Below are 23,111 nucleotides of genomic sequence, written 5' to 3' on the forward strand. Positions count from 1 at the left end.
AAAGAAGTTTGTTGGAGCACAAATCTCAAGTTATCATATTCCAGTTGAAGCAATCGCATAGCGATTGAATAATGGATAGATCAAGGAGATCGCGCGTGGACGTGATCGCTGAACTGACGAGCCTGATCGGCGCCGACGCCGTCCTGACCGACCCCGCCGATCTGGACGCCGTGACCGAGGACTGGCGTGGGCGTTACCGCGGCCCGGCGCTCTGCCTCGCGCGCCCCGCCAACGCCGGGCAGGTGGCCGACGTGGTGCGGTGCTGCGCCAGGCACGGGGTGCCGGTCCTGCCGCAGGGCGGCAACACCAGCCTGTGCGGCGGCGCCGTCCCGTCGGAGTCCGGCCCCGCCCCGGTCATCCTCAGCCTGACCCGCATGCGCGCGGTCCGCGCCATCGACCCGGTGAACAGCACGATGGAAGTCGAGGCCGGCTGCGTCCTCGCCACCGTCCAGGAGGCCGCCGCCGCCGCCGGGCGGCTCTACCCGGTCAGCCTGGGCGCCGAGGGCTCCTGCCAGATCGGCGGCACCATCGCCACCAACGCCGGCGGCACCTCGGTCCTGCGCTACGGCAACACGCGCGAGAACGTGCTGGGGCTGGAGGTCGTGCTGGCCGATGGCACCGTCTGGTCTGGCCTCTACGGCCTGCGCAAGAACAACACCGGCTACGATCTGAAGCATCTGTTCATCGGCTCGGAAGGCACGCTCGGCGTCATCACGGCGGCGACGCTGAAGCTGCACCCGCTGCCGACGCGCCACGCGGTGGCCTGGGTCGGGATGGCCTCGCCGGAGGACGCGCTGACCCTGCTGACCCGCGTGCAGGAGCGCAGCGCGGCCCGGCTGTCCGCCTTCGAGATGATCAACCGCCTGCAGCTCGATCTGGTGATCGGCCATGTCCCCGGCCGCCGCAGCCCGATCGAGAGCGAGGCCGACTGGCATGTGCTGATCGAGCTGTCGGACAACGGCTCCGGCGAGGCGCTCGACGACGAATTGCAGGCGATCCTTGAGGACGCCTTCGCCGATGGCCTGCTGAGCGACGCGGCGCTGGCGTCCAGCGAAGCGCAGCGCCACGCCATGTGGGAGATCCGCCACAGCGTGTCGGAGGCCAACAAGAAGGCCGGCGTCGGTCTGACCACCGACTGCGCGGTGCCGCTGTCGGCGGTGCCGGCCTTCATCGCGGCGGCGACCGCGGCGGTGCGCGCCCTGGTGCCCGACCTGCCGGTGATCGTGGTGGCCCATCTCGGCGATGGCAACGTCCACTTCATCCCCTTCTTCACCTTCGACGCCTGGGAGGCCGCCGGATCGGGCGACCGCGACGCGCTCGCCGCCGCGCTGCGCCACGCCGTCAACGACGAGGCCGCCCGGCTCAAGGGCACCTTCAGCGCCGAACACGGGGTCGGCCGCGTCCAGCTCGCCGAGATGGCCCGCTACAAGCCGCCGGCGGAGCTGGCGCTGATGCGCGCCGTCAAGCGGGCGCTCGACCCGCACAACATCCTCAATCCCGGACGGCTCCTGCCGCCCGGCTGATTTTCCCGTCGTCCCCAGCCCATCCGCCGTCCCGGCCCATCCTTGAGGAGTTCCGACATGAGCACACGTCAATCCGGCTGGTCCCGCCGCACCCTGCTGAAAGCCGGCGCCGCCGGCACCGCGGCGCTCGCCATGCCGGCGATCTGGAGCCCGGCCCGCGCGCAGAACAAGCGCATCGTCGTGCGCGACGACGGCGGCATCTACACCAAGGCCTATGGCGAGGTCTTCTACAAGCCCTTCACCGCGGCCACCGGCATCGAGGTCGTCGGCGTCCAGGCCAACGCCGAGCCGACCGCGCAGATCCGCTCGATGGTCGAGGCGAAGTCCTACACCTGGGACATGGCCAAGATCAGCGAGCCGGCCATCCTCATGCTGACCGCCGGCGACAAGCCGATGCTGGAGAAGCACGGGCTGGAGAATGATCCGGCGGTCGCCGCCATTCCCAAGCAGTACATGTCGGAATACGGCGTCGGCACCAACGTCTACACCACCGTGCTGGCCTACCGCACCGACGCCTTCAAGGGCCGCAAGGCGCCGGCCTCCTGGAAGGATTTCTACGACGTCGCCGGCGTCTCCGGCCGCCGCGCCCTGCGCAAGCATCCCTTCGATACCATCGAGCAGGCGCTGATGGCCGACGGCGTGCCCACCGGCGAGGTCTATCCCTGCGACTTCGACCGTGCCTTCAAGACGCTGGACCGCATCAAGAAGGACATTCCGATCTTCTGGACCAGCGGCGCGCAGGTCGAGCAGATGCTGATCTCCGGCGAGGTCGATCTCGTCCCGACCTGGGTGTCGCGTCCGCAGGCGGCGATCGCCGCCGGTGCTCCGGTCGGCATCGTCTGGGACCAGAACATCTGGGGCCTCGACAGCTGGGCCATCCTGGCCGGCACGCCGAACGCCGACGCCTGCCGCCAGTTCATCAAGTTCACCTGCGATGCCAAGCGCCAGGCGGAACTGGTGAAGTACTTCCCGGCCGGCGTCACCCTGCCCGACGCCTTCAAGCACATCGACGCGGCGATCGCCCCCAACTGCCCGACCTTCCCGGCGAACATCGAGAAGGGCGTCAAGATCAACGCGCAGTTCTGGCTGGACAACCAGCAGAAGGCGCTCGAGCGCTACAACGCCTGGCTGCTGAGCTGAGGCGACGGGACGCTCCGTCCCGACTGAGGACCCGCAACCGGACCCGCCCGCAGGACGTGGCCGGTTGCGGGGCTCCCGCATGTTCCCCATTCCCCTTTCGACGCGAGGAGACCTGCCATGTCGTCGTCCAGCCTAACCGTCCAGGGCCTCGCCAAGCGCTATGGCGATTTCGTGGCGCTCGCCCCCACGGATCTCGTGGTCGCCGACGGTGAATTCCTGACCCTGCTCGGCCCGTCGGGCTCGGGCAAGACGACGTTGCTCAGTCTGCTCGCCGGGCTGGTTCCGCCCGACGAAGGAATCGTGCGCATCGGCGCGCAGGACGTGACCTACGCCCCGCCCTACGAGCGCGACATCGGCGTGGTGTTCCAGAACTACGCCCTGTTCCCGCACATGACGATCGCCGAGAACATCGCTTTCCCGCTGAAGATGCGGAAGATCCCGGAGGCCGAGGCGAAGAAGCGCGCGCGCGAGGCGCTGGAGATGGTCCACCTGCCGCACATCGCCGGGCGCTACCCGCGCGAGCTGTCGGGCGGCCAGCAGCAGCGCGTCGCCCTGGCCCGCTGCATGGTCTACAAGCCGTCGATCATCCTGATGGACGAGCCGCTGGGCGCCCTCGACAAGAAGCTGCGCGAGCACATGCAGCTTGAGATCAAGCATCTGCACCGCGAGCTGGGCACCACGGTCGTCTACGTCACCCACGACCAGGAAGAGGCGATGACGATGTCCGATCGCATCTGCCTGATGAATTCCGGCCGCATCGAGCAGCTCGGCACGCCGGCCGACCTCTATTTCCGCCCGCGCACCCTGTTCGTCGCCGACTTCCTCGGCGAATCCAACCTGCTGCCGGCCTCGCTGGGGCCGCGGCTGGGCGACGAGGCGGAGATCCGGCTGGGCAGCACCGGCCTTCCGGGCCGCGCGCTGGCCAACGGCCAGGACCTGCCGCCGGGCTCCCCGGTGCGGGTGATGGTGCGGCCGCAGAACCTGACCATCGCCCGTCCCTCGGGGGATGAGCCGGCCGTGATGGGCCGGGTGTCCGACGTGATGGTGACCGGCAGCCTGACCAAGGTCTACATGCAGCCGCTCGACGACGCCCTGCCGCCGCTGGTCGCCGCCTTCGCCACCCGCAACGAGGCCGAGGCGATCTGCATCGACGACGTGCTGGCGCTGTCCTGGGACAGCCGCGACGCCGTGGTGATCGCGGACCGCGGCCCGGCGGCCATGCCCGCAACCACGGCCAAGGCGGCCTGACATGAGCGACCAGATCATGACCATGCCCCACGCCGCTCCACGGCGCGGCGCCCCACCGGCCTGGCGCAAGCCGGTGCTGATGGGCGCCCCCATCGTCCTGCTCCTCACCGTCTTCCTGGTCTTTCCGGTCGGCCAGCTCCTGGCGCTCAGCGTCTACAACGGCCAGGGCTTCACACTGGCTCCCTACCAGCAGCTCTTCTCGTCCAGCCTCTACGTCACCGTGCTGTGGATCACGCTGAAGATCTCGCTGGCGACGACACTGGTCGCGGTGGCCGGGGCCTACCCCATCGCCTACCTGATCTCCGTCACCAAGGGCCCGGCGAAGAGCCGTCTGATCTTCTGGGTGCTGCTGGCCTTCTGGACCAGCTTCCTGGTGCGCGCCTTCGCCTGGGTCATCATCCTCGGCCGCAACGGCGTCATCAACGGCACGCTGATGTCGCTGGGCATCATCGACCGGCCGATCGACCTGCTCTACGGCTTCGGCTCCGTGCTGGTCGGCATGGTGCACGCCATGCTGCCGCTGGCGGTGATGACCATGCTAGCGGTGATGGAGAACATCGACCGCACCCTGCCCCGCGCCGCCAGCACGCTCGGCGCGCGCCCCGGCACCGCCTTCTGGACCGTCTATTTCCCGCTGTCGCTGCCCGGCGTCGCCGCCGCGGCGATCATGGTCTTCGTGTCGGCCATCGGCTTCTTCATCGTGCCGGCCCTGCTCGGCGGACGGCGCGAGACGATGATCACCCAGCTCATCATCGATCAGATCCAGCAGACGCTGAACTGGGGCCTCGCCGGGGCGATCTCGGTGCTGCTGCTGACGGTGGTGCTGGCGGTGTTCGTGCTCTACGACCGCGTCTTCGGCTTCGCGACGCTGACCGGCGAGACCGCGGGGGCCGCGCACAACCGCGACACCGCCATGCGGCGTCTGGGCGGCCGGGTGCTCGGACTGCTGGGTGCCGCGAGCGACGCCCTGCTCGGCCTGTTCCCGCGCCGCCGCCCGCGCGGCACCGGCGAGATGCCGTCGGCCACCCTGCGGACGCTGGTGTGGACCATGCTGGTGCTCGTCAGCCTGCCGGCCTTCCTGATGATCCCGCTGTCCTTCGGCAAGGCCGGTCTGGCCTGGCCGCCCACCGGCTTCTCCCTGCAATGGTACGAGCAGCTGTTCCAGTCGCCGCTGTGGATGCAGGCGCTGACCCGCTCGCTGGTGGTGGCCTTCGGCACCGGCCTGCTGTCGATGGCGATCGGCGTGCCGGCGGCCTTCCTGATGGTGCGCAGCCGGATGCGGGGCAAGGGCGCGATGCTGGCCTTCATCCTGTCGCCGGTGATCGTGCCGCGCATGATCATCGCCGTCGGCATGTTCTACCTGTTCGCGCAGATGGGGCTGGTCGGCACCATCCTGGGTCTGGTGATCGGCCACACGGTCGTTGCCGTCCCCTATGTGGTGATGACGATGACGGCGGTTCTGCGCAACTACGACACCCGGCTCGACCTCGCGGCGCAGAGCCTGGGCGCCCGTCCGCTGGCGGCGCTGCGCCACGTCACCTTCCCGATCCTAGGGGCCGGCATGCTGTCGTCCTTCCTGTTCGCCTTCGCCACCTCCTTCGACGAGCTGACCATCTCGCTGTTCTCGTCGGGCGGTCTCAGCGCCACCCTGCCCAAGCAGTTCTGGGACGAGGTGACGCTGCAGGTCTCCCCTGTCATCGCGGCGGTGTCCACCGGTCTCCTCGTCTTCGTCGCGGTGCTGATCTACGCCGCGGACCGGCTGCGCCGGCGCAGCCTGGCCTCCTGATCCGCACCGGAACCGACGCTCCACCTCTTCGCACTTCCAAGGATACATCATGCTCGACGCCACCAAACTCCGCGGCATTCTGCCCGCCACCCCGACGCCGGTGACCGCCGACGGCACCATCGACGTCGCGGCCTCGAAGGCGCTGTTCTCCTGGCTAAACCGCCAGGGGATCGACGGGGTGGTTCCGCTGGGCGGCACCGGCGAGTACGGCGCGCTGGCGCGGGCGGAGCGCAACCGCTTCGCCGCGCTGACGGTCGAGGCGATGGACGGCAAGAAGCCGGTCATCGCCGGCGTCCTCGACACCGGCTATCACGACGCCCTGGCCGCGGGCCGCGATTTCGCGGCGGCCGGCGTGGACGGCCTGCTGGTCCTGACGCCCTACTACACCAACCCGACCCAGGCCGGCATCCGCGACTACTTCCTGCGCTACGCCGACGAGTCGCCGGTGCCGATCCTGATCTACGAGATCCCCTATCGCACCCGCATCGCCGTCGATCCGGAAGTCCTGCACGAGCTGTCGCGCCACGAGCGGATCGTCGGCATGAAGGCCTGCAACACCGACATGTACCATTTCCTGCGCACGATGGCCGGGCTGGACCCGTCCTTCGCCATGCTGAGCGGCGAGGACACGCTGTTCCCGCTGCATGTGGCCGCGGGGGCCAAGGGTGGCATCGTGGTCACGGCCAACCTCCTGCCGCGCGCTTGGCGCCTGGTCTTCGACCTCGCCTCGTCCGGCAAGACCGCCGAGGCGCTGGAGGTCCATCGCACCCTCATCCCGATGATGAACCTCGCCTTCGCCGAGACCAACCCCGGCCCGATGAAGTCGGTGATGGGCCTGATCGGCGTGAACGCCCCGGCGATGCTGCCGCCGCTGCGCGAGCCGCGGCCGGAACTGCGCGAGGCGCTGAAAAGCGAGCTGTCGCGCCTTCTGACCACCTATGAAGGGCTGCCGGCGGCCGCGGTGGCCTGACCGGTGGCAACGCTTGCGCGTGGCATCCGGCGCGCCGGATGCTATGCGTAGGCGCACCATGCCGACGACGCGAGGACGAGCACCCATGAAGGCCGGAAAGACCACCAGAACGGGCGGCATGGCGGACGGCATGGCGGGCGGCGACGCCCAGCAGGCCGATGCCGCGCCGACCGTGAAGCCGAAGGCCGACCCGCGCGAGTCGTCGCTGTTCGTCGGCTCGACCGAGAAGACCTTCCAGATCCTGCACGCCTTCGACGGCCCGCACCGGCAGATGCCGCTGTCCGAGATCGCCAAGGCGGCGGGGCTTGACCGCAGCGCCGCCCAGCGGCTGGTCTACACGCTGGAGACGCTGGGCTATCTGCGGCGCGTCCACGGCACGCGCAACTACGCGCTCAGCCCGAAGCTGCTTCAGTTCTCCTACAATTACCTGCGGGCGAACGAGCTGATCGAGAAGGCGTCGCCCTACCTGCTGGAGATCAGCCGGAGCGTCGGCGAGACCGCCAATCTGCAGGAGCTGGACGGCCACGAGATCGTCTTCGTCGCCCGCTTCCCCGGCCGGCATCTGGTGAACATCGACATCATGGTCGGCAGCCGGCTGCCCGCCTACTTCACCGCGTCGGGCACCGCCATCCTGTCGCGCCTGTCGGAGGAGGAGCAGGAGGAGATCCTGGCCCGCACCGATCTTCGCCCGCTCACTCCCTTCACCGTAAACGACCCCGGCCGCCTGCGCGCCCGCGTCCAGGAGGCGGCGGAAAAAGGCTATGCCGTGGTGACCAACGAGACGGTGATGGGCGACATCTCGGTCGCCGCCGCCATCACCGACGAGCATGGGCACGCGGTTGCCGGCCTGAACATTTCCGTCCCGACCACCCGCTGGACGCCGGAGTCGGCCGAGCAGGAACTCGCCCGGCATGTGCAGGTGGCGGCGACCTCCATTTCCGTCAACAAATTCGCCGGCTATCCGCGGTAGCGGCGTCACCGGTGTCCCTGGTCGGCGTGGGCGCACCCGCCGTGCTCCAGCTGCACCGTGGCGTGCCGGATGCCGAACCGTTCCTCCAGAACCCGGTTGACGTCGCGCAGCACTCGGTTCCGGTCGGCGCCGTCCTCGACGACCGCGTGCAGGGTTAGCAGGGGTCGTTCCGTGTTGAGCGACCAGACATGGACATGGTGAACGTCCGACACCCCGGCGACCTCGCCCAGGGCGGCGCCGACGCTGGCCGCGTCGATGCCCGGCGGGGTACCTTCGAGAAGGATGTGCCCGGCTTCCTTGGTGATCCTCCAGGCGCTGCGCAGGATGAGCAGGGCGACCACCACCGACAGGATCGGGTCGATGGGCATCCAGCCGGTCCACAGGATGATCAGAGCGGCGGCGATGGCGCCGACCGAACCGAGAAGGTCGCCGAGGACGTGGACGGCGGCCCCGCGGACGTTGAGGTTCCCGTCCCCGCCGCGGCTCAGGATCCAGAAGGCGAGGATGTTGACCAGCAGCCCCAGCGTGGCGATGACCAGCATCTGGGGTCCCATCACCTCGACCGGATCGAAGAGGCGACCGACCGCCTCGACGACGATCCACAGCGCGATGGCGAACAGGCTGATCCCGTTGGTGTAGGCGGCCACCACCTGGAAGCGGTGGTACCCGTAGGAGCGCAGCGGGTCGGCCGGGCGGCGGCCGAGGCGGAAGGCGAACCAGGCGAGCGCCAGCGCCGCGAAGTCGGTCAGCATGTGCCCGGCGTCGGCGAGCAGCGCCAGCGAGCCTGAAACGATGCCGCCCACCACCTCGGCCAGCATGAAGCCGCCGGTCAGCAGCATCACCCAGAAGACCTTGCGCTCGCTGCTCTCGGTCACCGTCGGCATGTCGTGGCTGTGGCCCGCTTCGCCATACCCGTGGTTATGCCCGTGGTTATGCCCGTGGTCATGCGTGTGACCGTGCCCATGATCGTGCCCATGATCGTGCCCATGATCGTGACTGTGATGATGTGCCATGTGTTCAGTCCGATGCCGTGTGTCAGTCCGAGGAACCGTTGAAGCGAACGCTGCGCCGTGTCATCAGGAGGGCGGGAGGAGCGGCCGCACGGCGTTCAGGAACGCCTCGTAGCTCAGCACCCCCTTGTGCGTCTTGCCGTCGATCACAAAGGACGGGGTCGAATCGATCTGGTGCTTTTCCGCACCGTCGAGGCGCGACTGGAGGATGGCGTCGCTGAGAGCCTGATCGTCCAGGCACGCCTGGTAGGTCTCCTTCGGCAATCCCGCCAGCAGGCCGTAGCGGCTCAGGCTTTCACGCGGGTCCTTGGCGTGGGACCAGTCGTCCTGCTTGGCGAACAGCACCGACAGGATGGCGAAGTACCGTCCGGGCGGCACGCAACGGGCCAGGACGGCGGCATCGAGAGCGGCCCGGTCCAGCGGAAAGTCCCGGTAGACGATGCGGATCTTGCCGGTGTCGATCAATTCCTTCTTCACCTGGGGCAGCACCTCGTTGTGGAAGGCGGCGCAGTGGTGGCAGGTGAGGGACGCGTATTCGACGACTTCGACGGGCGCGTCGGGGCTGCCCAGGACGCGCGGGGTCGTCGCCGTCGCGGGGGCCGCCGGAGCCGGGGCGGCGGCCGGGGATTGCGCCAGGGCCATGGGCGCGCCGGCCAGCAGGCCGATGGCGCCGAGCAGCGTCACCGCCCGGCGTCGGTTGAACGGAAGGACGGTCATTGTCGTTTTCTCCTCGCTGTTTGCCGGTGAAGCTTGGCACTCAAAGCGGCTTGCCGTTCCGCTCGCCGGCCTCTTCGCTTCCGGCGCGGCGCGGCCACAGCCCGGAGATCAGCAGCAGCCCGACGCCGCCGGTGATCCCGATGTCGGCGACGTTGAAGGTCGGCCAGTGCCATCCGAAGGCATGAAGGTCGATGAAGTCGGTGACGGCGCCCTGGCGCAGGCGATCCACGACGTTGCCCACCGCACCACCCGCGATGGCGCCGAAGCTCGCCGCCTCGGCGCGGCTGTCCGAGCGGGCCGCCCACACCACCAGAACCGCGACGACGAGCAGCGCGGTCCCGGAGAGCAGCCAGGGTCCGTAGGCGCTGTCGTTCTCCAGAAGCCCGAAACTGACGCCGGTGTTGAAACCGAGCACCAGATTCAGGAAGGGCGCCGCCTCGACCAGCCGCGGCGGTTCCAGGAGATGCTCCAGCGCGGCCCATTTGGTGAGCTGGTCGAGGACCAGGACGATGGCGCCGATGGCACCCGCCAGTCTCAGGCCGGCGGACGGGGCCGCCCATGTCGTCTTCATGATTCTTTCCTTCAAGCGGATGGCCTTCACGCGGATGGTCTTCAATCCGATGGCCTTCAAGCAGACGGCTGTGAAGCCGGGAGGCTTCCGCCGTTGCGGCGGAGCAGGCGAAGCGCGTTGAGCGTGACGACGATGGTGGCGCCGGTGTCCGCCAGGATGGCCAGCCACAGGTCGGTGATGCCGAACAGGGTCGTCACCAGGAAAACCGCCTTCAGGCCGAGGGCGAAGGCGACGTTCTGATGGATGTTCGCCAGGGTCGCCCGCGACAGGGTGACGAGTTCGGCCACCCCCTCGACCCGGTTGCCCAGAAGGGCGGCGTCGGCGGTCTCCAGCGCGACGTCGGTGCCGCCGCCCATGGCGATGCCGACGTCGGCGGCGGCCAGGGCCGGACCGTCGTTGATGCCGTCGCCGATCATCGCGACCGTTCCCTGCCCCTTCAGGCCGGCGATGGCGCGCAGCTTGTCCTCCGGCAGAAGTTCGGCCTCGACCGCCAGGCCGAGCGTCCGGGCGACCGCCTGTCCGGTGCGGCGGTTGTCGCCGGTCAGCATGACGCTGCGCACACCCAGCCCGCGCAAGGCGGCGATCCCCTGGACGGCGTCGGGCCGCGGCTCGTCGCGGAGCGCCAGGAGGCCGATGGGCCGGCCATCCGCCAGAACCACGGCGACCGTCTTCCCCTCTTCCTCGAAAGCGGCGATGGTGTCGGCGGGCAAGGCACCGGCACCGCCCCGTTCGACGGCGTGACGGGGGGAGCCGACCTCGATCAGGCGCCCGCCGACCACGGCCTGCACCGCCCGCCCCGGAACGGCCTTGCGGTCGCGGGCCGGGCGCAGCGGCACGCCGTCCGCCATCGCGCGCTCCAGGATAGCCCGGGCCAGCGGGTGGGCCGAGCCGCTCTCGACGGTGGCGGCGAGTCCGAGCAGCGTGCGCTCGCTTCCGTCGAGCGGGACGATGTCGGTGACCCGCGGCTGCCCCAGCGTCAGCGTGCCGGTCTTGTCGAAGGCGATGGTCCGCACCTTGCCGATCGCCTCCAGCGCGGCGCCGCCCTTGATGAGCAGGCCGCGCCGGGCGCCCGCGGCGATCCCGGAAGCGATGGCCGCCGGGGTGGAGAGGACCAGCGCGCAGGGGCAGCCGATCAGCAGCAGCGCCAGACCGCGGTAGATCCAGCTGTGCCAGTCCCCACCGAAGGCCAGCGGCGGCACCAGGACGGTCAGGACCGACACCGCGATGACGGCGGGGGTGTAGCGGGCGCTGAACCGCTCGATCCAGCGCGCGGTCGGCGATCTGGCGGCCTGCGCCTCCTCGACGAGCTGGACGATGCGGGCGATGGTGTTGTCCGACGCCTTGCGGGTGACGCGGACGCGCAGCACCCCGGTGGCGTTGATGCCGCCGGCGAAGACCGGTGAGCCCACGGCCTTGGCGACCGGCACGGACTCGCCGGTCACCGGGGATTCGTCGATGTCGGACTCGCCTTCCTCCACCACGCCGTCGGCGGACACGCGGTCGCCGGGCCGGACGAGCACGAGCTGCCCGACCTCCAGCCGCTCCACCGGCACCGCGCGAGCGCTCTCCCCCTCGATCAGCAGCGCGGTCCGCGGGACCAGCGCCGACAGCGCCCGGATGCCCGACCGGGCGGTCCCGGCGGCGACGCCCTCCAGCAGCTCGCCGATGGCAAAGAGCAGGACGACCACAGCGGCCTCCTCCGCCTCGCCGATGGCGAACGCGCCCAGGGTCGCCACCGACATCAGCATTTCGATGCTGAAGGGCGAACCGGAGCGGGCAAGCCGGAGGGCTCGGCGCCCGAAGACGGCCAGCCCGAACAGGGCGGCGGGCATCGGCGCGTGATCCGCCACGCCCGGCGCCAGCCAGGACAGCAGACAACCGCCCCCGACCAGCAGCGCGATCAGGATGGCGATGCGGCCCCGGCCGGTCTGCCACCAGCGGGGCTCCGGCCGGGCGGTGGGATCGAACGATTCGCCGCCCTCGGCAATGTGGATCGCGTCGGCGGGCTCCACCCCGAAGCCGAGCCCGCGGATCGTCGCCTCGACCGTCGCGCGCGGCGTCGTCGCCTCGTTCAGCGTCAGCCGCAGGATCTGTGAATGGTGATTGAGCCCAACGCCGGACGCCCCCGGCAGACGGCGCAACGCGGTTTCGATCTTGCCGACGCAGCTCGGGCAATCCATGCCCGCCACCTTGTAGCGCAAGGCCTGCCCGGTGACTGGCGGGGCGGCCTCCATCGTCTCGTCCTGCATGTTCCACTCCGACCGGCGATGTGAGGGGCCGCGGTGGGGAAGGACGCGCGGCTGCCTGTCGTGCGCCATCCTGGACCCTGGAGTCACTACAGGGTCAAGAGAGTTTTTTTTGTGGTGATGCCACAGGCCCTATCCACCCGCGTGTTGACGGAGGGAGGCTTCCTCCGCCGTCAGGGCGCCATGACGGCAGACGCTACCGCGGCGGTGGTTGCGGTCCCTTCCGGCGGTTCAGCTCCTCCCGGAAGACCGTCGCCAGATCCTCGATCCGGTAGGGCTTGGGCAACACCGGCAGGCCCTCCAGCCCGGCTTGGTTCTCGCTGTAGCCGGTGGTCAGAACCACCGACAGGTCAGGCAGCAGGGCACGCGCCACGCGCGCCAAGGCGATGCCGTCGACGTCGCCCGGCATCACCACGTCGCTGAACAGAAGATCCGTCTCCTCCCCCGCCTGCAAGCGGCGCAAGGCCTCCTCCCCGTTGGCGGCGCGCGTGACCCGGTAGCCCAGATTCTCCAGCGCGGCCGTGATGACCGGAGCCACAACGGGATCGTCCTCGACCAGCAGGATGCGGGCGCCGCCCCCGTCCACCATGGACCGCCGTGTCGTCCTGTCCTCCGCCTGAACCGCCTCGGCGCGCGGCAGCAGCAAGGCCACCGTGGTGCCCTTTCCCACAGTGCTCTCCACCGTGGCGGTCCCGCCCGACTGCCGGCAGAAGCCGTAGACCTGGGCCAGGCCGAGCCCGGTGCCCTGGCCCACCGCCTTGGTCGTGAAGAAGGGTTCGAACACGCGCCCGAGCGACTCCGGCGCGATGCCATGGCCGCTGTCCTGGACCCACACCCGCACAAAGTCCCCATGCAGGCCATGCTCGCCCGAGAGCGGGAGGTTGCCGGCGCCGATCACCACCCGTCCGGCCGCCGGAATGGCGTCGCGCGAATTGGTCGCGAGGTTCAGCACCGCCAGCTCGAACTGCACCGGGTCGGCCATGGCCGGCCACAATCCATCCTCCAGGTCGAATTCCAGCTGGATGTCGGCGCGCAGCGCGCGGTCCAGGAAAACGCGCATGCCGAGCAGCCGGTCGCGCACGTCGAAGGCTTCCGGCTGCAGGCTCTGGCGGCGCGAGAAGGCCATCAGCTGGCGGATCAGGCTGGCCCCGCGGTCGACCGCCTGCCGGCCGGCGTCGAGGATCTTCCGGACCCCGGCGACCTCGCCGGCGCGCCGCTCGATCAGGTGGAGGCAGCCCGACATCGCCTGCAGCAGATTGTTGAAATCGTGCGCCATGCCGCCGGTCAACTGTCCGACCGCTTCCATCTTCTGCGACTGGTGAAGCTGCTCCTCGACACGGCGCTGTTCGGTCACGTCGCGTCCCGTCGCCGAAAAGCCACCTTCCAGCGCCGCCACCGACCAGTCGATCAGCCGCTCGGCGCCGTCGGCGGCGCGCATCCGCACCTCGACGTTCGTGACGGTCTCGCCGATGCCCATCGTCGCGTGCACGCGCCGGAACACGCCGTGGTCGTCGGGATGGACGAAATCGGTAAGAGGGACACGGGCCGTCATGCCCTCGGGATGGCCGAAGGCCCGGTTCCAGGCCGGGTTGGTCAGCGTGACGCATCCCGTTCGATCGGTGATCACGATAAGATCGCGGGAGCTGTGCCACAGCTGGTCGCGTTCGGCGATGGCGGCATCGATGCGCTGCTCCAGCGTGTCGTTCAGCCGCCGCAGCGCCTGGGCGGCCTCGGCCTTGCTCATCGCGGCCCAGGTGCGGTCCGTCACCCCGCGCACGAAGGCGATCTCCTCCTCGCTCCACACACGCGGCGAATCGTGATGGAGGAAGAAGACACCCGTCAGCCCGCCTTCCTCCATCAGCGGCACGTTCAGCAGGGCGCGGACGCCAAGCGCCAGAAAGGTGCCGCAGTTGCCGGCGGTGCGCGGGTCGGCGGTGATGTCGGCGATGGCGACGACCTCTCCACGCTTCAGATTCTCGATGCAGGAGCTGTAATCGGCGAAGCGGTGGCGGCCGGCCGTGCTCACGACCTCCGGAGAGCGGCACCAGTCGCGCTCGACCGTCATCGCGGAACGGGACGGGTCGGTGGTCCCATAGCCGGTGCGCAGCAACTCCATCGTCCGGCCGGCGATTTCGGCGGCGGCGGCGGCGATGCCGGCCGACTCGTCGAGCAGGCGCAGGCGGTCGCCGAGTTGGAGAAGAGCGGCCTGATAACCCTCGTTGATCTTGCGCCTGTGGATGTTCAGCAGGACTCCGGGAAAGCGCAGGGGGCGACCCGCGTCGTCCTGGGTGACGTGACCGTTGGCCTCGATCCATCGATAGGCGCCGTCGAACTGGCGCACGCGGTATTCCGCGCTGTAAGGCCCTCCGTCGCGCAACGCCCGGGCGATCAGCTCCTGGACCCGGGGTTCGTCGTCGGGATGGATCGATCGAACGACGTCGGCGAGCCGCAGGCCGCGCTCCATCGCCGCCGGGTCGAGGGAAAAGGTGCGGGCGAAGCGGGCGTCGCCGGTGAAACGATCCTCCACCAGATCCCACACCCAGGTGCCGAGGACCGCGTCGGCGTCGAGAGCGAGCCGGATGCGCTCGTCCGCCCGCCGCCTCGCCTCCTCCGCCCGTTTGCGTTCGGTGATGTCCATGACCTGGACATAGATGCCGTCGACGGCGCCGTCGGCGGTGCGCCGCGGCAGGTAGTGGATGTGGCAGTCCCGCCGCTCCCCGTCCCGGTTCGGCAGAAAGCCCTCATACTCGACCACCTCGCCGCCGAACGCGCGCTCCATCTGGGCGAAGCGGGCCTGATAGGCGGCCTCGCCGATCAGATCGCGCGCGTGCATGCCGACCAGACGCTCACGCGGCACGCCGAACCACGCCTCGTAGAAGCGGTTGGCGAAGCGATAGCGGTGGTCGGGACCGACGATGGCAACCAGAAGGGGCAGGGCGTCGGCGAGCAGGCGCAATTCGGTGGCCGCCGCGCTGGCCGCGTCCTCGGCAAGCCGCTGGCCGGTGCGGTCACGGAACACCTTCACATAGCCGATGTGCTCGCCCCGGATGTTGAGCAGGGGCGTCATCTCTCCCTGCGCGAAAAAGCGGCCATCCTTGCGCGTGCGCCATCGCTCGTCGGTGGCGTGGCCTTGGGTGCGCGCCAAGGTCATTTCGCGTTCGGGCTGGCCGGCGGCCCGGTCCTCGGCGGTGAAGAACAGCGTGCCGGCGTCCTGGCCGAGCGCCTCCTCCGCGCTCCAGCCCAGACTGTTGGCCGCACCGGGATTCCAGCCGGTGATGCGGCCCTCCAGATCGGTCGTGACGATGGCATGCTCGCTGGCGCTCTGCACGACGGCAGGCGCCTGATCCGCTTCGGATGGCGCGGGGATGCCGTGGGGCAGCCCCAGCCGCGCGCGCAACGTCGCGGCTTCGGCCTGCAAACGCCCGATGTCCGCCTCGATGGCTCTCAGGGCTTCGATGCCCGCCGCCCGATCCGTCACGCACCCGCCCCTTGTCATTCCATCGATGCATGGCACGGCTCCGGAGCATCCGGAACCGGCCGCGACGAGCCTGCCTCGACCAAACCAGCCAGAGAAAAAGTCGGCGCGGTTCATACCATGAAATCCCCAATGGGGAGAATGTCGGGCCTTGCTGGACACCGCCGGAGCGGCCATTTCGCAAGTGCGAAATGCTGAAGACCGCAAACAGCCAACGGGAGGGTGATGCTGATGTCTCGATCCGCGGTTTCCGGGCCAGGACCGAGCGCCGTCGAGGCGCCGCCATCCCGCCTCCGCCAGGAAGGGCCCCGGATCGTGCTCGTCCTGGGCGGTGGCAACGCGCTCGGTGCCTATCACGCCGGAGCCTACGAACAGCTGCACAGCCGTGACGTCCAGCCGGACTGGATCATCGGCGCCTCCATCGGCGCGATCACCGGAGCGATCCTGGCCGGGAATCCCCCCGAGCGGCGCCTCGAACGCCTTCGCCAGTTCTGGCGGGAGGCGACCCTCCACACCTCCGGGCTGCTGCCCCACAGCCATGCGAAAGCCCGGCAGGTCTACAACGGCGCCCATGCCGTCATGGCCACGCTCTTCGGACGGCCGAGCATCTTCCGGCACCGCTTCCCCGGCTTGTGGTCGGTGCTCCCCTGGGTGCCCAACGACGTGGCGCTCTACGATCAGTCGCCGTTGCGGGACACCCTTGAACGCCTGATCGACTTCGACCTGCTCAACCGCGCCGAGGTCCGCTTTTCCGCCGGCTGCATCGACATCGAAACCGGAGACGAGGTTTACTTCGACAGCAGCCGGGACGAGATCCGGCCCGAACACATCATGGCGAGCGCCGCCATCACCCCGGCCTTTCCGCCGGTGGAGATCGATGGCCGCCTGTTCTGCGATCCCGGCTACACCAACAATCTGCCGCTCGACCTGCCCTTCATGGAACCGCTCGACCAGGACATCCTCTGCTTCGCGGTCGAGCTTTTCAGCTTGCGCAGCGCCCGGCCGGCCTCGCTGGACGCCATTCTGGAGCGCACCAACGACCTGCTGTTCGCCAGCCACGCCCGCCGGAGCGTGCAGGCGCTGCAGCGGGAGTTCGCCTTGCGCGAGAGGATCGAGCCGGAGGGAGCGGCCGCCACGCTGATCCACATGGCCTATCAGGCGGCGAGCCACGAGCTTGCGGCCAAGGGTTTCGACTTCTCGCCATCGTCCATCGCGGACCGCTGGGCCGCTGGCCGGCGGGATATGGACAGCGGCTTGGCCCTGCTGGCCGGCGCCAGGAAAGACGCCCGCCGCTTCCGGTACGCCGCGGTGGCCTCGGAGGCGGCGCTCGCCGCAGCGGAAGGCGGTGCAGCGGAAGGCGGCGCGGCGGAAGGCGGCGCGGCGCCCTGACGCCGGATCGAGACGGCACCGCGCCGCAAGAGAACGCTCACCACCTGCCTTGATCGTCCCAACGCCACGCAGCGGCGCCGATGTGCCGTGGCCGCACCGACCACTCCCCCGTCGACAACGGGGCGGTTCGATTTCGCACGCGAACGGCCTTGCTAATGCCTGATGCATCAGGCATTGTGCGCGTCATCAACCTTTTGGGTCCGGCACAGAACCGTGACCCTGAAAAATGCGGATCGGAGGAACGCCCCTATGAACGTCGATAAATTCTCCATCATCCTGACGGTTGCCGTGGCGGCGCTGTTCGCCGCGGCCCCGGCCAAGGCGCAGACCGCGGAGCGCACCATGCGCCTCTCGGCCGCCGTCGCTCAGGACCACCCCTTCGCCGCCGGGGTTTCGGCGCTGACCGCCTGCGCGGCCGAGAAGTCCGGCGGCAAGATGAAGATCCAGAGCTTCTGGAACGCCGCGCTGGGCAGCGACATGCAGGCCGTGCAGCTCGTGCGCGGCGGCTCTCTGGACATGGTGGTGGCCTCCACCTCGCCGCTCGCCTCGCTGGTGCCGGCCATGGGCGTCTTCGACCTGCCCTTCCTGTTCGAGAACGAGACGGAGGCCGACCGCATCCTCGACGGCGCCGTCGGCCAGCAGCTGTCCGAAAAGCTCCAGGGCGTCGGGCTGGTCAATCTCGCTTATTGGGAGAACGGGTTCCGCAACCTCACCAACTCCCGCCGGCCCATCCAGAAATGGGAGGATCTGGGCGGCACCAAGATCCGCGTGATGCAGAATCCGGTGTTCATGGACACCTTCTCCACGCTGGGCGCCAACGCCGTCCCCATGGCCTTCAGCGAGCTGTTCACGGCGCTGGAGACCCGCGCGGTCGACGGGCAGGAGAACCCCTACGCCAACATCGAGACCGGCAAGTTCTACGAGGCGCAGAAGTACCTGTCGGTCACCAACCACGCCTACACGCCGGCGGTGATCCTCTACTCCAAGAAGATCTGGGACGGCCTGTCGTCGGCCGAGCGGGACGTGCTCCAGTCCTGCGCCGCGGTGGCCCGCACCGAGGAACGCCGGGTGAACCGCGAGCAGTCGGAGAAGTCGCTGGCCCGCCTGAAGGACCTCGGCATGCAGGTGAACGAGCTGTCCGCCGAGGAGCGCAAGCGCATGCTCCAGAAGGTGGCGCCGGTCTACGAGAAGCACGCCGCGACCATCGGCGCCGAGACGATGACCCTGCTGCAATCCGAACTCGGCCAGCTCCGCAAGGCCAACCCGTAACGCACGTCCCGTGCCCCGCGGGCGGGCCGCGAGTCCGCCCGTGGGACCGTGCGCCCGCCCGACGCCCGATCTCCCCGTGGGAACCCCGATGCTCATCAAAAAGATCGACACCTTCGTCCTGAAGACTCCGCTGAACGCGAAGACCTTCTATTCCTCCCAGGCGGCTTTCCCGGAGCGCAACAGCCTGCTGGTCCGCATCACCACCGACGACGGTCTGGTCGGCTGGGGCGAAGGCGGGCAGTACGGCCCGGCGGAGCCGCCGGAAAGCTGCATCATCGACGTGCTGGCCCCCCGGCTGATCGGCCGCCGCGCCGACCAGCCGGTGCGGGTCTTCGAGGATCTCTATTCCTTCTGCCGCGACTTCGGCCAGAAGGGCACCTACATCGAGGCGCTGAGCGCCATCGACATCGCGCTGTGGGACCTGTGGGGCAAGTCGCTGAACCGGCCGGTGCACGCGCTGATGGGCGGCGCCTTCCGCGACAAGGTCGCGGCCTACGGCACCGGCTGCTACTACCCGGACTATTTCCGCGACACGCCGCGCATGATGGCGGCGCTGGCCGAGGAGGCGCAGCGCTACCGCGAGGCCGGGCTGCCGGCGATCAAGATCAAGATCGGCCTGCTGCCGATCGCCCAGGACATCGAGCGGGTGGCGCTGGTCCGCGACGTGCTGGGACCCGATACCCTGATCATGGTCGACGCCAACCACGCCTACAACACGGCGGGCGCCATCCGGATCGGGCGGGCGCTTGAGCGGTTCGACGTCCGCTGGTTCGAGGAGCCGGTGCCGCCGGAAGACCGCCAGGGCTACCGCCGCGTGCGCGATTCCATCGACGTGCCCATCGCGGGCGGCGAGTGCGAATACACCCGCTACGGCTTCCGCGAACTGCTGGCCGGGGGCTGCATCGACATCGCCCAGCCGGACCTGTGCTGCGCCGGCGGCTTCACCGAGTGGCAGAAGATCCTGGCGCTGACCACCGCCCACGGCGTGATGACCGTCCCGCACATCTGGGGGTCCGGTATCGCGCTCGCCGCGGCGCTCCAGGCGCTGGCGACGGCGCCCCTGGTTCCCTACACGGCGCTCGGCGTGCCGTTGCAGAACGAGCCGATGGTGGAGTTCGACCGCACCCACAACCCGCTGCGCGACGACCTGCTGATCGACAATTTCACGCTGGTGGACGGGTGCCTCGCCCTGCCCGGCGGGGCGGGGCTGGGTGTGGAGGTCGATCCCGACCAGCTCGCCCGCTACACCGTGCGGTCGCGCAGCGCGTGACCGGGTTGGAGACGTCCCGCCGGAGATCCGTGATGTGGAACGGCACCCTCTTCTTCAGAATCCTCGACGGCATCCTGGTGGTGTGCATCGCCGCGATGCTGGTCATGGTGTTCGGCAACGTCGTGCTGCGCGCCGTCTTCAACAGCGGCATCGACGTGTCGGAGGAGCTTCCGCGCTTCCTGTTCGTGTGGATGACCTTCATCGGCGCCGTGATCGGCTTCCGTGAAGGGGCGCATTTCGGCGTGGACGCGCTGGTCCGTCTGCTGCCGCGCGCCGGCAAGAAGGTCTGCTGGGCGATCAATCAGGTCATCATGCTGGTCTGCTGCGCGGTCATCGTCCAGGGCACGCTGCTCCAGCACGATCTGAACGCGACGAACCACGCCCCGGTGACCGGCCTGTCGATGATCTGGGTCTTCGGCGTCACCTATCTGACCGGCGGGGTGATCGGGCTGATGTGCATCGTGAACCTCGTCCGGCTGGCGCTCGGCAAGGTCGGCGACGACGAGCTGATCCAGGTCGAGGAGGAGGGCATGGGTGAGGTGGACCCGAACCGGCTGAAAGGCCCAGGCCCGCTCGCGAGCCCAAACACGCTGAAGGAAACGGCGCCGTGACCATTGTCATCTTCGTCGGCAGCCTGCTGGGCGCGATGGCGCTGGGGCTGCCCATCGCCTTCGCGCTGATCGTCTCCGGCCTCGCTCTGATGGCCTTCATGGGGATGCTCGACCCCCAGATCGTCGTTCAGAGCATGTGGGACGGCGCCAACAGCTTCCCGCTGCTCGCCGTGCCCTTCTTCATGCTGGCCGGCGAGTTCATGAACGCCGGCGGCATGTCGCGGCGCATCATCGCCATGGCGATGGCCTGGGTCGGCCACCTGCGCGGCGGGCTGGGATTCGTCGCGGTGTTCGCGGCGATCCTGATGGCCTCGCTCTCCGGCTCGGCGGTGGCGGACACGGCGGCCCTGGCGTCCATCCTGCTGCCGATGATGCGGCAGGCGGGCTACGACATCCACCGCTCCGGCGGGCTGATCGCGGCGGGCGGCATCATCGCGCCGGTCATTCCGCCGTCGATCGGCATGATCCTGTACGGCGTCGCCGGGCAGGTCTCGATCACCAAGCTGTTCCTGGCCGGCATCGTGCCGGGAATCATGATGGGTGTGGCGCTTCTGATCACCTGGTGGTGGCTGGCCCGCCGCGAGATCCTGACCACGCCGCCCAAGGTGCCGCTGCGCGAGCGGCTGCGGCTGACCGCCGACGCCTTCTGGGCGATGCTGCTTCCGGTGGTCATCATCGGCGGGCTGAAGACCGGCGTCTTCACGCCGACCGAAGCGGCGGTGGTCGCCGCGGTCTACGCCATGTTCGTCGGGCTGGTCATCTACCGCGAGCTGAGGATCGCCGACCTGTACGGGCTGATGCTGTCGGCGGCGAAGACGACGGCGGTGGTGATGTTCCTGGTGGCGGCGGCGGGCATCTCCGCCTGGCTGATCACCGCGTCCAACATCCCGGCCCAGCTCGCCGATCTGCTGGCCCCGGTGATGGACAACCGGCTGCTGCTGATGCTCGCGCTGATGGTCATCGTTCTGATCGTCGGCACCGCGCTGGACTTCGCGCCGACCATCCTGCTGATGGTCCCGGTGCTGATGCCGATCATCAAGCAGGCCGGCATCGACCCGGTCTATTTCGGTGTCCTCTTCATCATGAACAACGCCATCGGCCTGATCACCCCGCCGGTCGGCACGGTGCTGAACGTGGTCTGCGGCGTCGGACGCATGTCGATGTCGAACCTGATGAAGGGCGTCGGCCCCTTCCTGCTGGCGCAGACCGCCGTGCTGTTCCTGCTGGTGCTGTTCCCGGAGCTGGTGATGGCGCCGCTGGCCTGGTTCACGGCGCGGTGACGGCCCCCGATGCCCCAAGGACGTGAAGGCGGGTTTGAAGGCGGGGGAGGCGCGGTGTTAAAATGTCGGACCTGACGCGGCGCCTCCGTCTGCGGCGATTCACTGAGGAACGGTCTTCCATGCTCGACGGCAGCGGTCCCCTCGACACGGCCTCCATCGGCGAGCAGGTCACCGAGCGGTTGAGGAGCGAGATCATCTCCGGCCGGCTGGCGCCGGGGTCGCGGCTGATGCTGGACCAATACAAGGCCCTGTGGAACATCAGCATCACGCCGCTGCGCGACGCCGCCAAGCGGCTGGAGGCGGACGGGCTGGTCCACATCTACCCGCGGCGCGGCATCTTCGTGGCGGAGATCGACCGCAACGCCCTGATGGAGGTGTTCCAGCTCCGCATCGCCCTGGAGCCGCTGGTGACGGAGCTGGCCACCCCCCACGCTCCGGAGGCGGAGGTGGAGGCGATGACCGAAGCCTACATCGCCGCCGGCCGGCCCGCCCCGGAGGAGGAGCGGCAGGCCCGCCTGCAGGAGGTGGACGAGGTCATCCACGACTTCGTGCTCGCCCACTGCCCGAACCAGCGGCTGGCCCGCATCATGGCGACGCTGCGGGATTCGGTGGCTTGGTGCCGGAACGCGGTGATCGAGAAGGTGCCGAACGCCTTCGACCCCTCGCTGGAGGAACACATCGCCATCTGCAAAGCGCTGCGCGCCAAGGACGCCGAGGCCGCGGCGGCGGCGATGCGCGACCACCTGATCGCCACCCGCGACCGCACGTTGAAAGCCATGGAGGGTCGCCCATAGGCGATGGCAGCGCCGCTGGCCGGGATGAGGACCGCAAGTCCACCCCTGTTGCGGTCATCCCGGCGGACCGGGCACGGACGGGGGTCGGCAAAGCCGCCGATCATTGCGAATGATACGCATTCTAACTATAGTGCGCCGCCATGCACCGGCCATGGCGTGGCCAAGCCGGTTGTCTGTGGAGGAACGGGGCTGGCCATGCCCGATCAGCATCGCACGAACGCACCGGTTCCTCGCTTGGTGGCGCATGGTTGACGCCGCCAAGCCGACGCTCGACGCCGTTTTCATCGGACACCGGGGGGCGCTTGTCCGGCTGTTGTCCCGCATGGTCGGCAGCGCCGCCACCGCCGAGGATCTGGCACAGGAGGCCTATCTCAAGGTGCGGGCGGCGGAACGCGACCGGCCGGTGGAGTATCCGGCGCCCTTCCTGTTCCAGACGGCGCGCAATCTGGCCCTCGACCATTTGCGGCGGGAGCGCCGGAACGCCGTCGTCGTGACTCAGGACATCACCGCCGAAGGCATGGAGGCGGTCGCCGCCCCCCTGCCCTCCCCGGAAACCGAGGCCGGCGACCGCCAGCGGCTGGCCCGCATGGAGACCGCGTTGGCGGCTTTGAGCGAGCGGCAGCGCCGCATCCTTCTGCTGAACCGGATGGAGGGTTTGTCCCACGCGCAGATCGCCGAACGGCTCGACGTCTCGGTCAGCACGGTGCAGAAGGACCTGAAGACCGCCCTGCTCGCGTGCCTGGAGATTTTTGCCCGGCTTGATCGTGAAGGCCGGCCTGTTCGTGAAGGGTTGCGGGTTTCCGCCGGCTCGAACGTCTTACAAGGTGAAAGACCGTGACGGC

The 23,111-nt window shown here is 69.2% G+C and carries 18 protein-coding genes; 13 read left to right on the top strand and 5 right to left on the bottom strand.

Going from position 1 to position 23,111, the window contains the following annotated elements; all coding sequences use genetic code 11:
• Positions 1-95 precede the first annotated feature (95 nt).
• The 6 genes from Sp245p_RS24395 to Sp245p_RS24420 all read left to right on the top strand — a co-directional run bounded on the left by Sp245p_RS24395 (position 96) and on the right by Sp245p_RS24420 (position 7,637).
• Entirely contained in the window at positions 96-1,523 is a 1,428-nt protein-coding gene (locus Sp245p_RS24395; RefSeq protein ID WP_211101779.1) for an FAD-binding oxidoreductase, read from the top strand.
• 57 nt (positions 1,524-1,580) lie between these two features.
• Positions 1,581-2,663, top strand: coding sequence for an ABC transporter substrate-binding protein (locus Sp245p_RS24400; RefSeq protein WP_014198923.1), 1,083 nt, complete (start codon positions 1,581-1,583; stop codon positions 2,661-2,663).
• Positions 2,664-2,780: 117 nt separating this feature from the next.
• Positions 2,781-3,911 carry an ABC transporter ATP-binding protein gene (locus Sp245p_RS24405; RefSeq protein ID WP_014198922.1) on the top strand — a complete coding sequence of 377 codons (1,131 nt, stop codon included), beginning with the start codon at positions 2,781-2,783 and terminating at the stop codon, positions 3,909-3,911.
• A 1-nt stretch (position 3,912) separates the two neighbouring features.
• On the top strand, positions 3,913-5,697 hold the full coding sequence (locus tag Sp245p_RS24410; protein ID WP_014198921.1) for an ABC transporter permease subunit: 1,785 nt from the start codon (positions 3,913-3,915) through the stop codon (positions 5,695-5,697).
• Between the two features lie 49 nt (positions 5,698-5,746).
• Positions 5,747-6,667 (top strand): dihydrodipicolinate synthase family protein, encoded by a 921-nt coding sequence (locus Sp245p_RS24415; protein WP_014198920.1) that lies wholly within the window; start codon positions 5,747-5,749, stop codon positions 6,665-6,667.
• A gap of 85 nt (positions 6,668-6,752) precedes the next feature.
• Positions 6,753-7,637: an IclR family transcriptional regulator gene (locus Sp245p_RS24420; protein WP_014198919.1), complete on the top strand. Its 885-nt coding sequence runs from the start codon at positions 6,753-6,755 to the stop codon at positions 7,635-7,637.
• Positions 7,638-7,642: 5 nt separating this feature from the next.
• Here the strand turns inward: Sp245p_RS24420 and Sp245p_RS24425 are convergent, their stop codons facing one another.
• The 5 genes from Sp245p_RS24425 to Sp245p_RS36315 form a co-directional block, all read right to left on the bottom strand.
• Positions 7,643-8,521: a cation diffusion facilitator family transporter gene (locus tag Sp245p_RS24425; protein WP_014198918.1), complete on the bottom strand. Its 879-nt coding sequence runs from the start codon at positions 8,519-8,521 to the stop codon at positions 7,643-7,645.
• Positions 8,522-8,713: 192 nt separating this feature from the next.
• Positions 8,714-9,364: a DsbA family protein gene (locus tag Sp245p_RS24430; RefSeq protein ID WP_014198916.1), complete on the bottom strand. Its 651-nt coding sequence runs from the start codon at positions 9,362-9,364 to the stop codon at positions 8,714-8,716.
• 40 nt (positions 9,365-9,404) lie between these two features.
• Positions 9,405-9,935, bottom strand: coding sequence for a signal peptidase II (gene lspA, locus Sp245p_RS24435; RefSeq protein WP_041813984.1), 531 nt, complete (start codon positions 9,933-9,935; stop codon positions 9,405-9,407).
• A gap of 56 nt (positions 9,936-9,991) precedes the next feature.
• Positions 9,992-12,184: a heavy metal translocating P-type ATPase gene (locus tag Sp245p_RS24440; RefSeq protein ID WP_014198913.1), complete on the bottom strand. Its 2,193-nt coding sequence runs from the start codon at positions 12,182-12,184 to the stop codon at positions 9,992-9,994.
• Positions 12,185-12,377: 193 nt separating this feature from the next.
• Positions 12,378-15,659, bottom strand: a complete 3,282-nt coding sequence (locus Sp245p_RS36315; protein ID WP_014198912.1) for a PAS domain S-box protein — start codon at positions 15,657-15,659, stop codon at positions 12,378-12,380.
• A 312-nt stretch (positions 15,660-15,971) separates the two neighbouring features.
• On the opposite strand from Sp245p_RS36315, the gene Sp245p_RS24450 reads away from it, so the two are divergent.
• From Sp245p_RS24450 to Sp245p_RS24480, 7 genes are all read left to right on the top strand, one after another.
• Positions 15,972-17,045 (top strand): patatin-like phospholipase family protein, encoded by a 1,074-nt coding sequence (locus Sp245p_RS24450; protein WP_014198911.1) that lies wholly within the window; start codon positions 15,972-15,974, stop codon positions 17,043-17,045.
• Between the two features lie 249 nt (positions 17,046-17,294).
• Positions 17,295-18,314, top strand: coding sequence for a TRAP transporter substrate-binding protein (locus Sp245p_RS24455; protein WP_014198909.1), 1,020 nt, complete (start codon positions 17,295-17,297; stop codon positions 18,312-18,314).
• 88 nt (positions 18,315-18,402) lie between these two features.
• The gene (locus tag Sp245p_RS24460; RefSeq protein WP_014198908.1) at positions 18,403-19,584 is read left to right on the top strand and encodes a mandelate racemase/muconate lactonizing enzyme family protein; all 1,182 of its coding nucleotides are present in this window, start codon (positions 18,403-18,405) and stop codon (positions 19,582-19,584) included.
• Between the two features lie 32 nt (positions 19,585-19,616).
• Entirely contained in the window at positions 19,617-20,195 is a 579-nt protein-coding gene (locus Sp245p_RS24465) for a TRAP transporter small permease (protein ID WP_014198907.1), read from the top strand.
• The gene (locus Sp245p_RS24470; RefSeq protein ID WP_014198906.1) at positions 20,192-21,475 is read left to right on the top strand and encodes a TRAP transporter large permease; all 1,284 of its coding nucleotides are present in this window, start codon (positions 20,192-20,194) and stop codon (positions 21,473-21,475) included. Before Sp245p_RS24465 ends, Sp245p_RS24470 begins: the two co-directional genes overlap by 4 nt.
• 119 nt (positions 21,476-21,594) lie before the next feature.
• Entirely contained in the window at positions 21,595-22,269 is a 675-nt protein-coding gene (locus Sp245p_RS24475) for a GntR family transcriptional regulator (RefSeq protein WP_014198905.1), read from the top strand.
• A gap of 244 nt (positions 22,270-22,513) precedes the next feature.
• Positions 22,514-23,107, top strand: a complete 594-nt coding sequence (locus Sp245p_RS24480) for an RNA polymerase sigma factor (RefSeq protein WP_014198904.1) — start codon at positions 22,514-22,516, stop codon at positions 23,105-23,107.
• Positions 23,108-23,111 lie beyond the last annotated feature (4 nt).

It is taken from the genome of Azospirillum baldaniorum (assembly GCF_003119195.2).
In the GTDB taxonomy this organism is placed as follows: domain Bacteria; phylum Pseudomonadota; class Alphaproteobacteria; order Azospirillales; family Azospirillaceae; genus Azospirillum; species Azospirillum baldaniorum.

Coding starts and splice junctions, on each gene's coding strand:
- Sp245p_RS24455 (WP_014198909.1), top strand. CDS start 17,295: ATGAACGTCGATAAATTCTCCATCATCCTGACGGTTGCCGTGGCGGCG.
- Sp245p_RS24475 (WP_014198905.1), top strand. CDS start 21,595: ATGCTCGACGGCAGCGGTCCCCTCGACACGGCCTCCATCGGCGAGCAG.
- Sp245p_RS24410 (WP_014198921.1), top strand. CDS start 3,913: ATGAGCGACCAGATCATGACCATGCCCCACGCCGCTCCACGGCGCGGC.
- Sp245p_RS24465 (WP_014198907.1), top strand. CDS start 19,617: ATGTGGAACGGCACCCTCTTCTTCAGAATCCTCGACGGCATCCTGGTG.
- Sp245p_RS24430 (WP_014198916.1), bottom strand. CDS start 9,364: ATGACCGTCCTTCCGTTCAACCGACGCCGGGCGGTGACGCTGCTCGGC.
- Sp245p_RS24400 (WP_014198923.1), top strand. CDS start 1,581: ATGAGCACACGTCAATCCGGCTGGTCCCGCCGCACCCTGCTGAAAGCC.
- Sp245p_RS24405 (WP_014198922.1), top strand. CDS start 2,781: ATGTCGTCGTCCAGCCTAACCGTCCAGGGCCTCGCCAAGCGCTATGGC.
- Sp245p_RS24415 (WP_014198920.1), top strand. CDS start 5,747: ATGCTCGACGCCACCAAACTCCGCGGCATTCTGCCCGCCACCCCGACG.
- Sp245p_RS24420 (WP_014198919.1), top strand. CDS start 6,753: ATGAAGGCCGGAAAGACCACCAGAACGGGCGGCATGGCGGACGGCATG.
- Sp245p_RS24480 (WP_014198904.1), top strand. CDS start 22,514: ATGGTTGACGCCGCCAAGCCGACGCTCGACGCCGTTTTCATCGGACAC.
- lspA (WP_041813984.1), bottom strand. CDS start 9,935: ATGAAGACGACATGGGCGGCCCCGTCCGCCGGCCTGAGACTGGCGGGT.
- Sp245p_RS24425 (WP_014198918.1), bottom strand. CDS start 8,521: ATGCCGACGGTGACCGAGAGCAGCGAGCGCAAGGTCTTCTGGGTGATG.
- Sp245p_RS24460 (WP_014198908.1), top strand. CDS start 18,403: ATGCTCATCAAAAAGATCGACACCTTCGTCCTGAAGACTCCGCTGAAC.
- Sp245p_RS24440 (WP_014198913.1), bottom strand. CDS start 12,184: ATGCAGGACGAGACGATGGAGGCCGCCCCGCCAGTCACCGGGCAGGCC.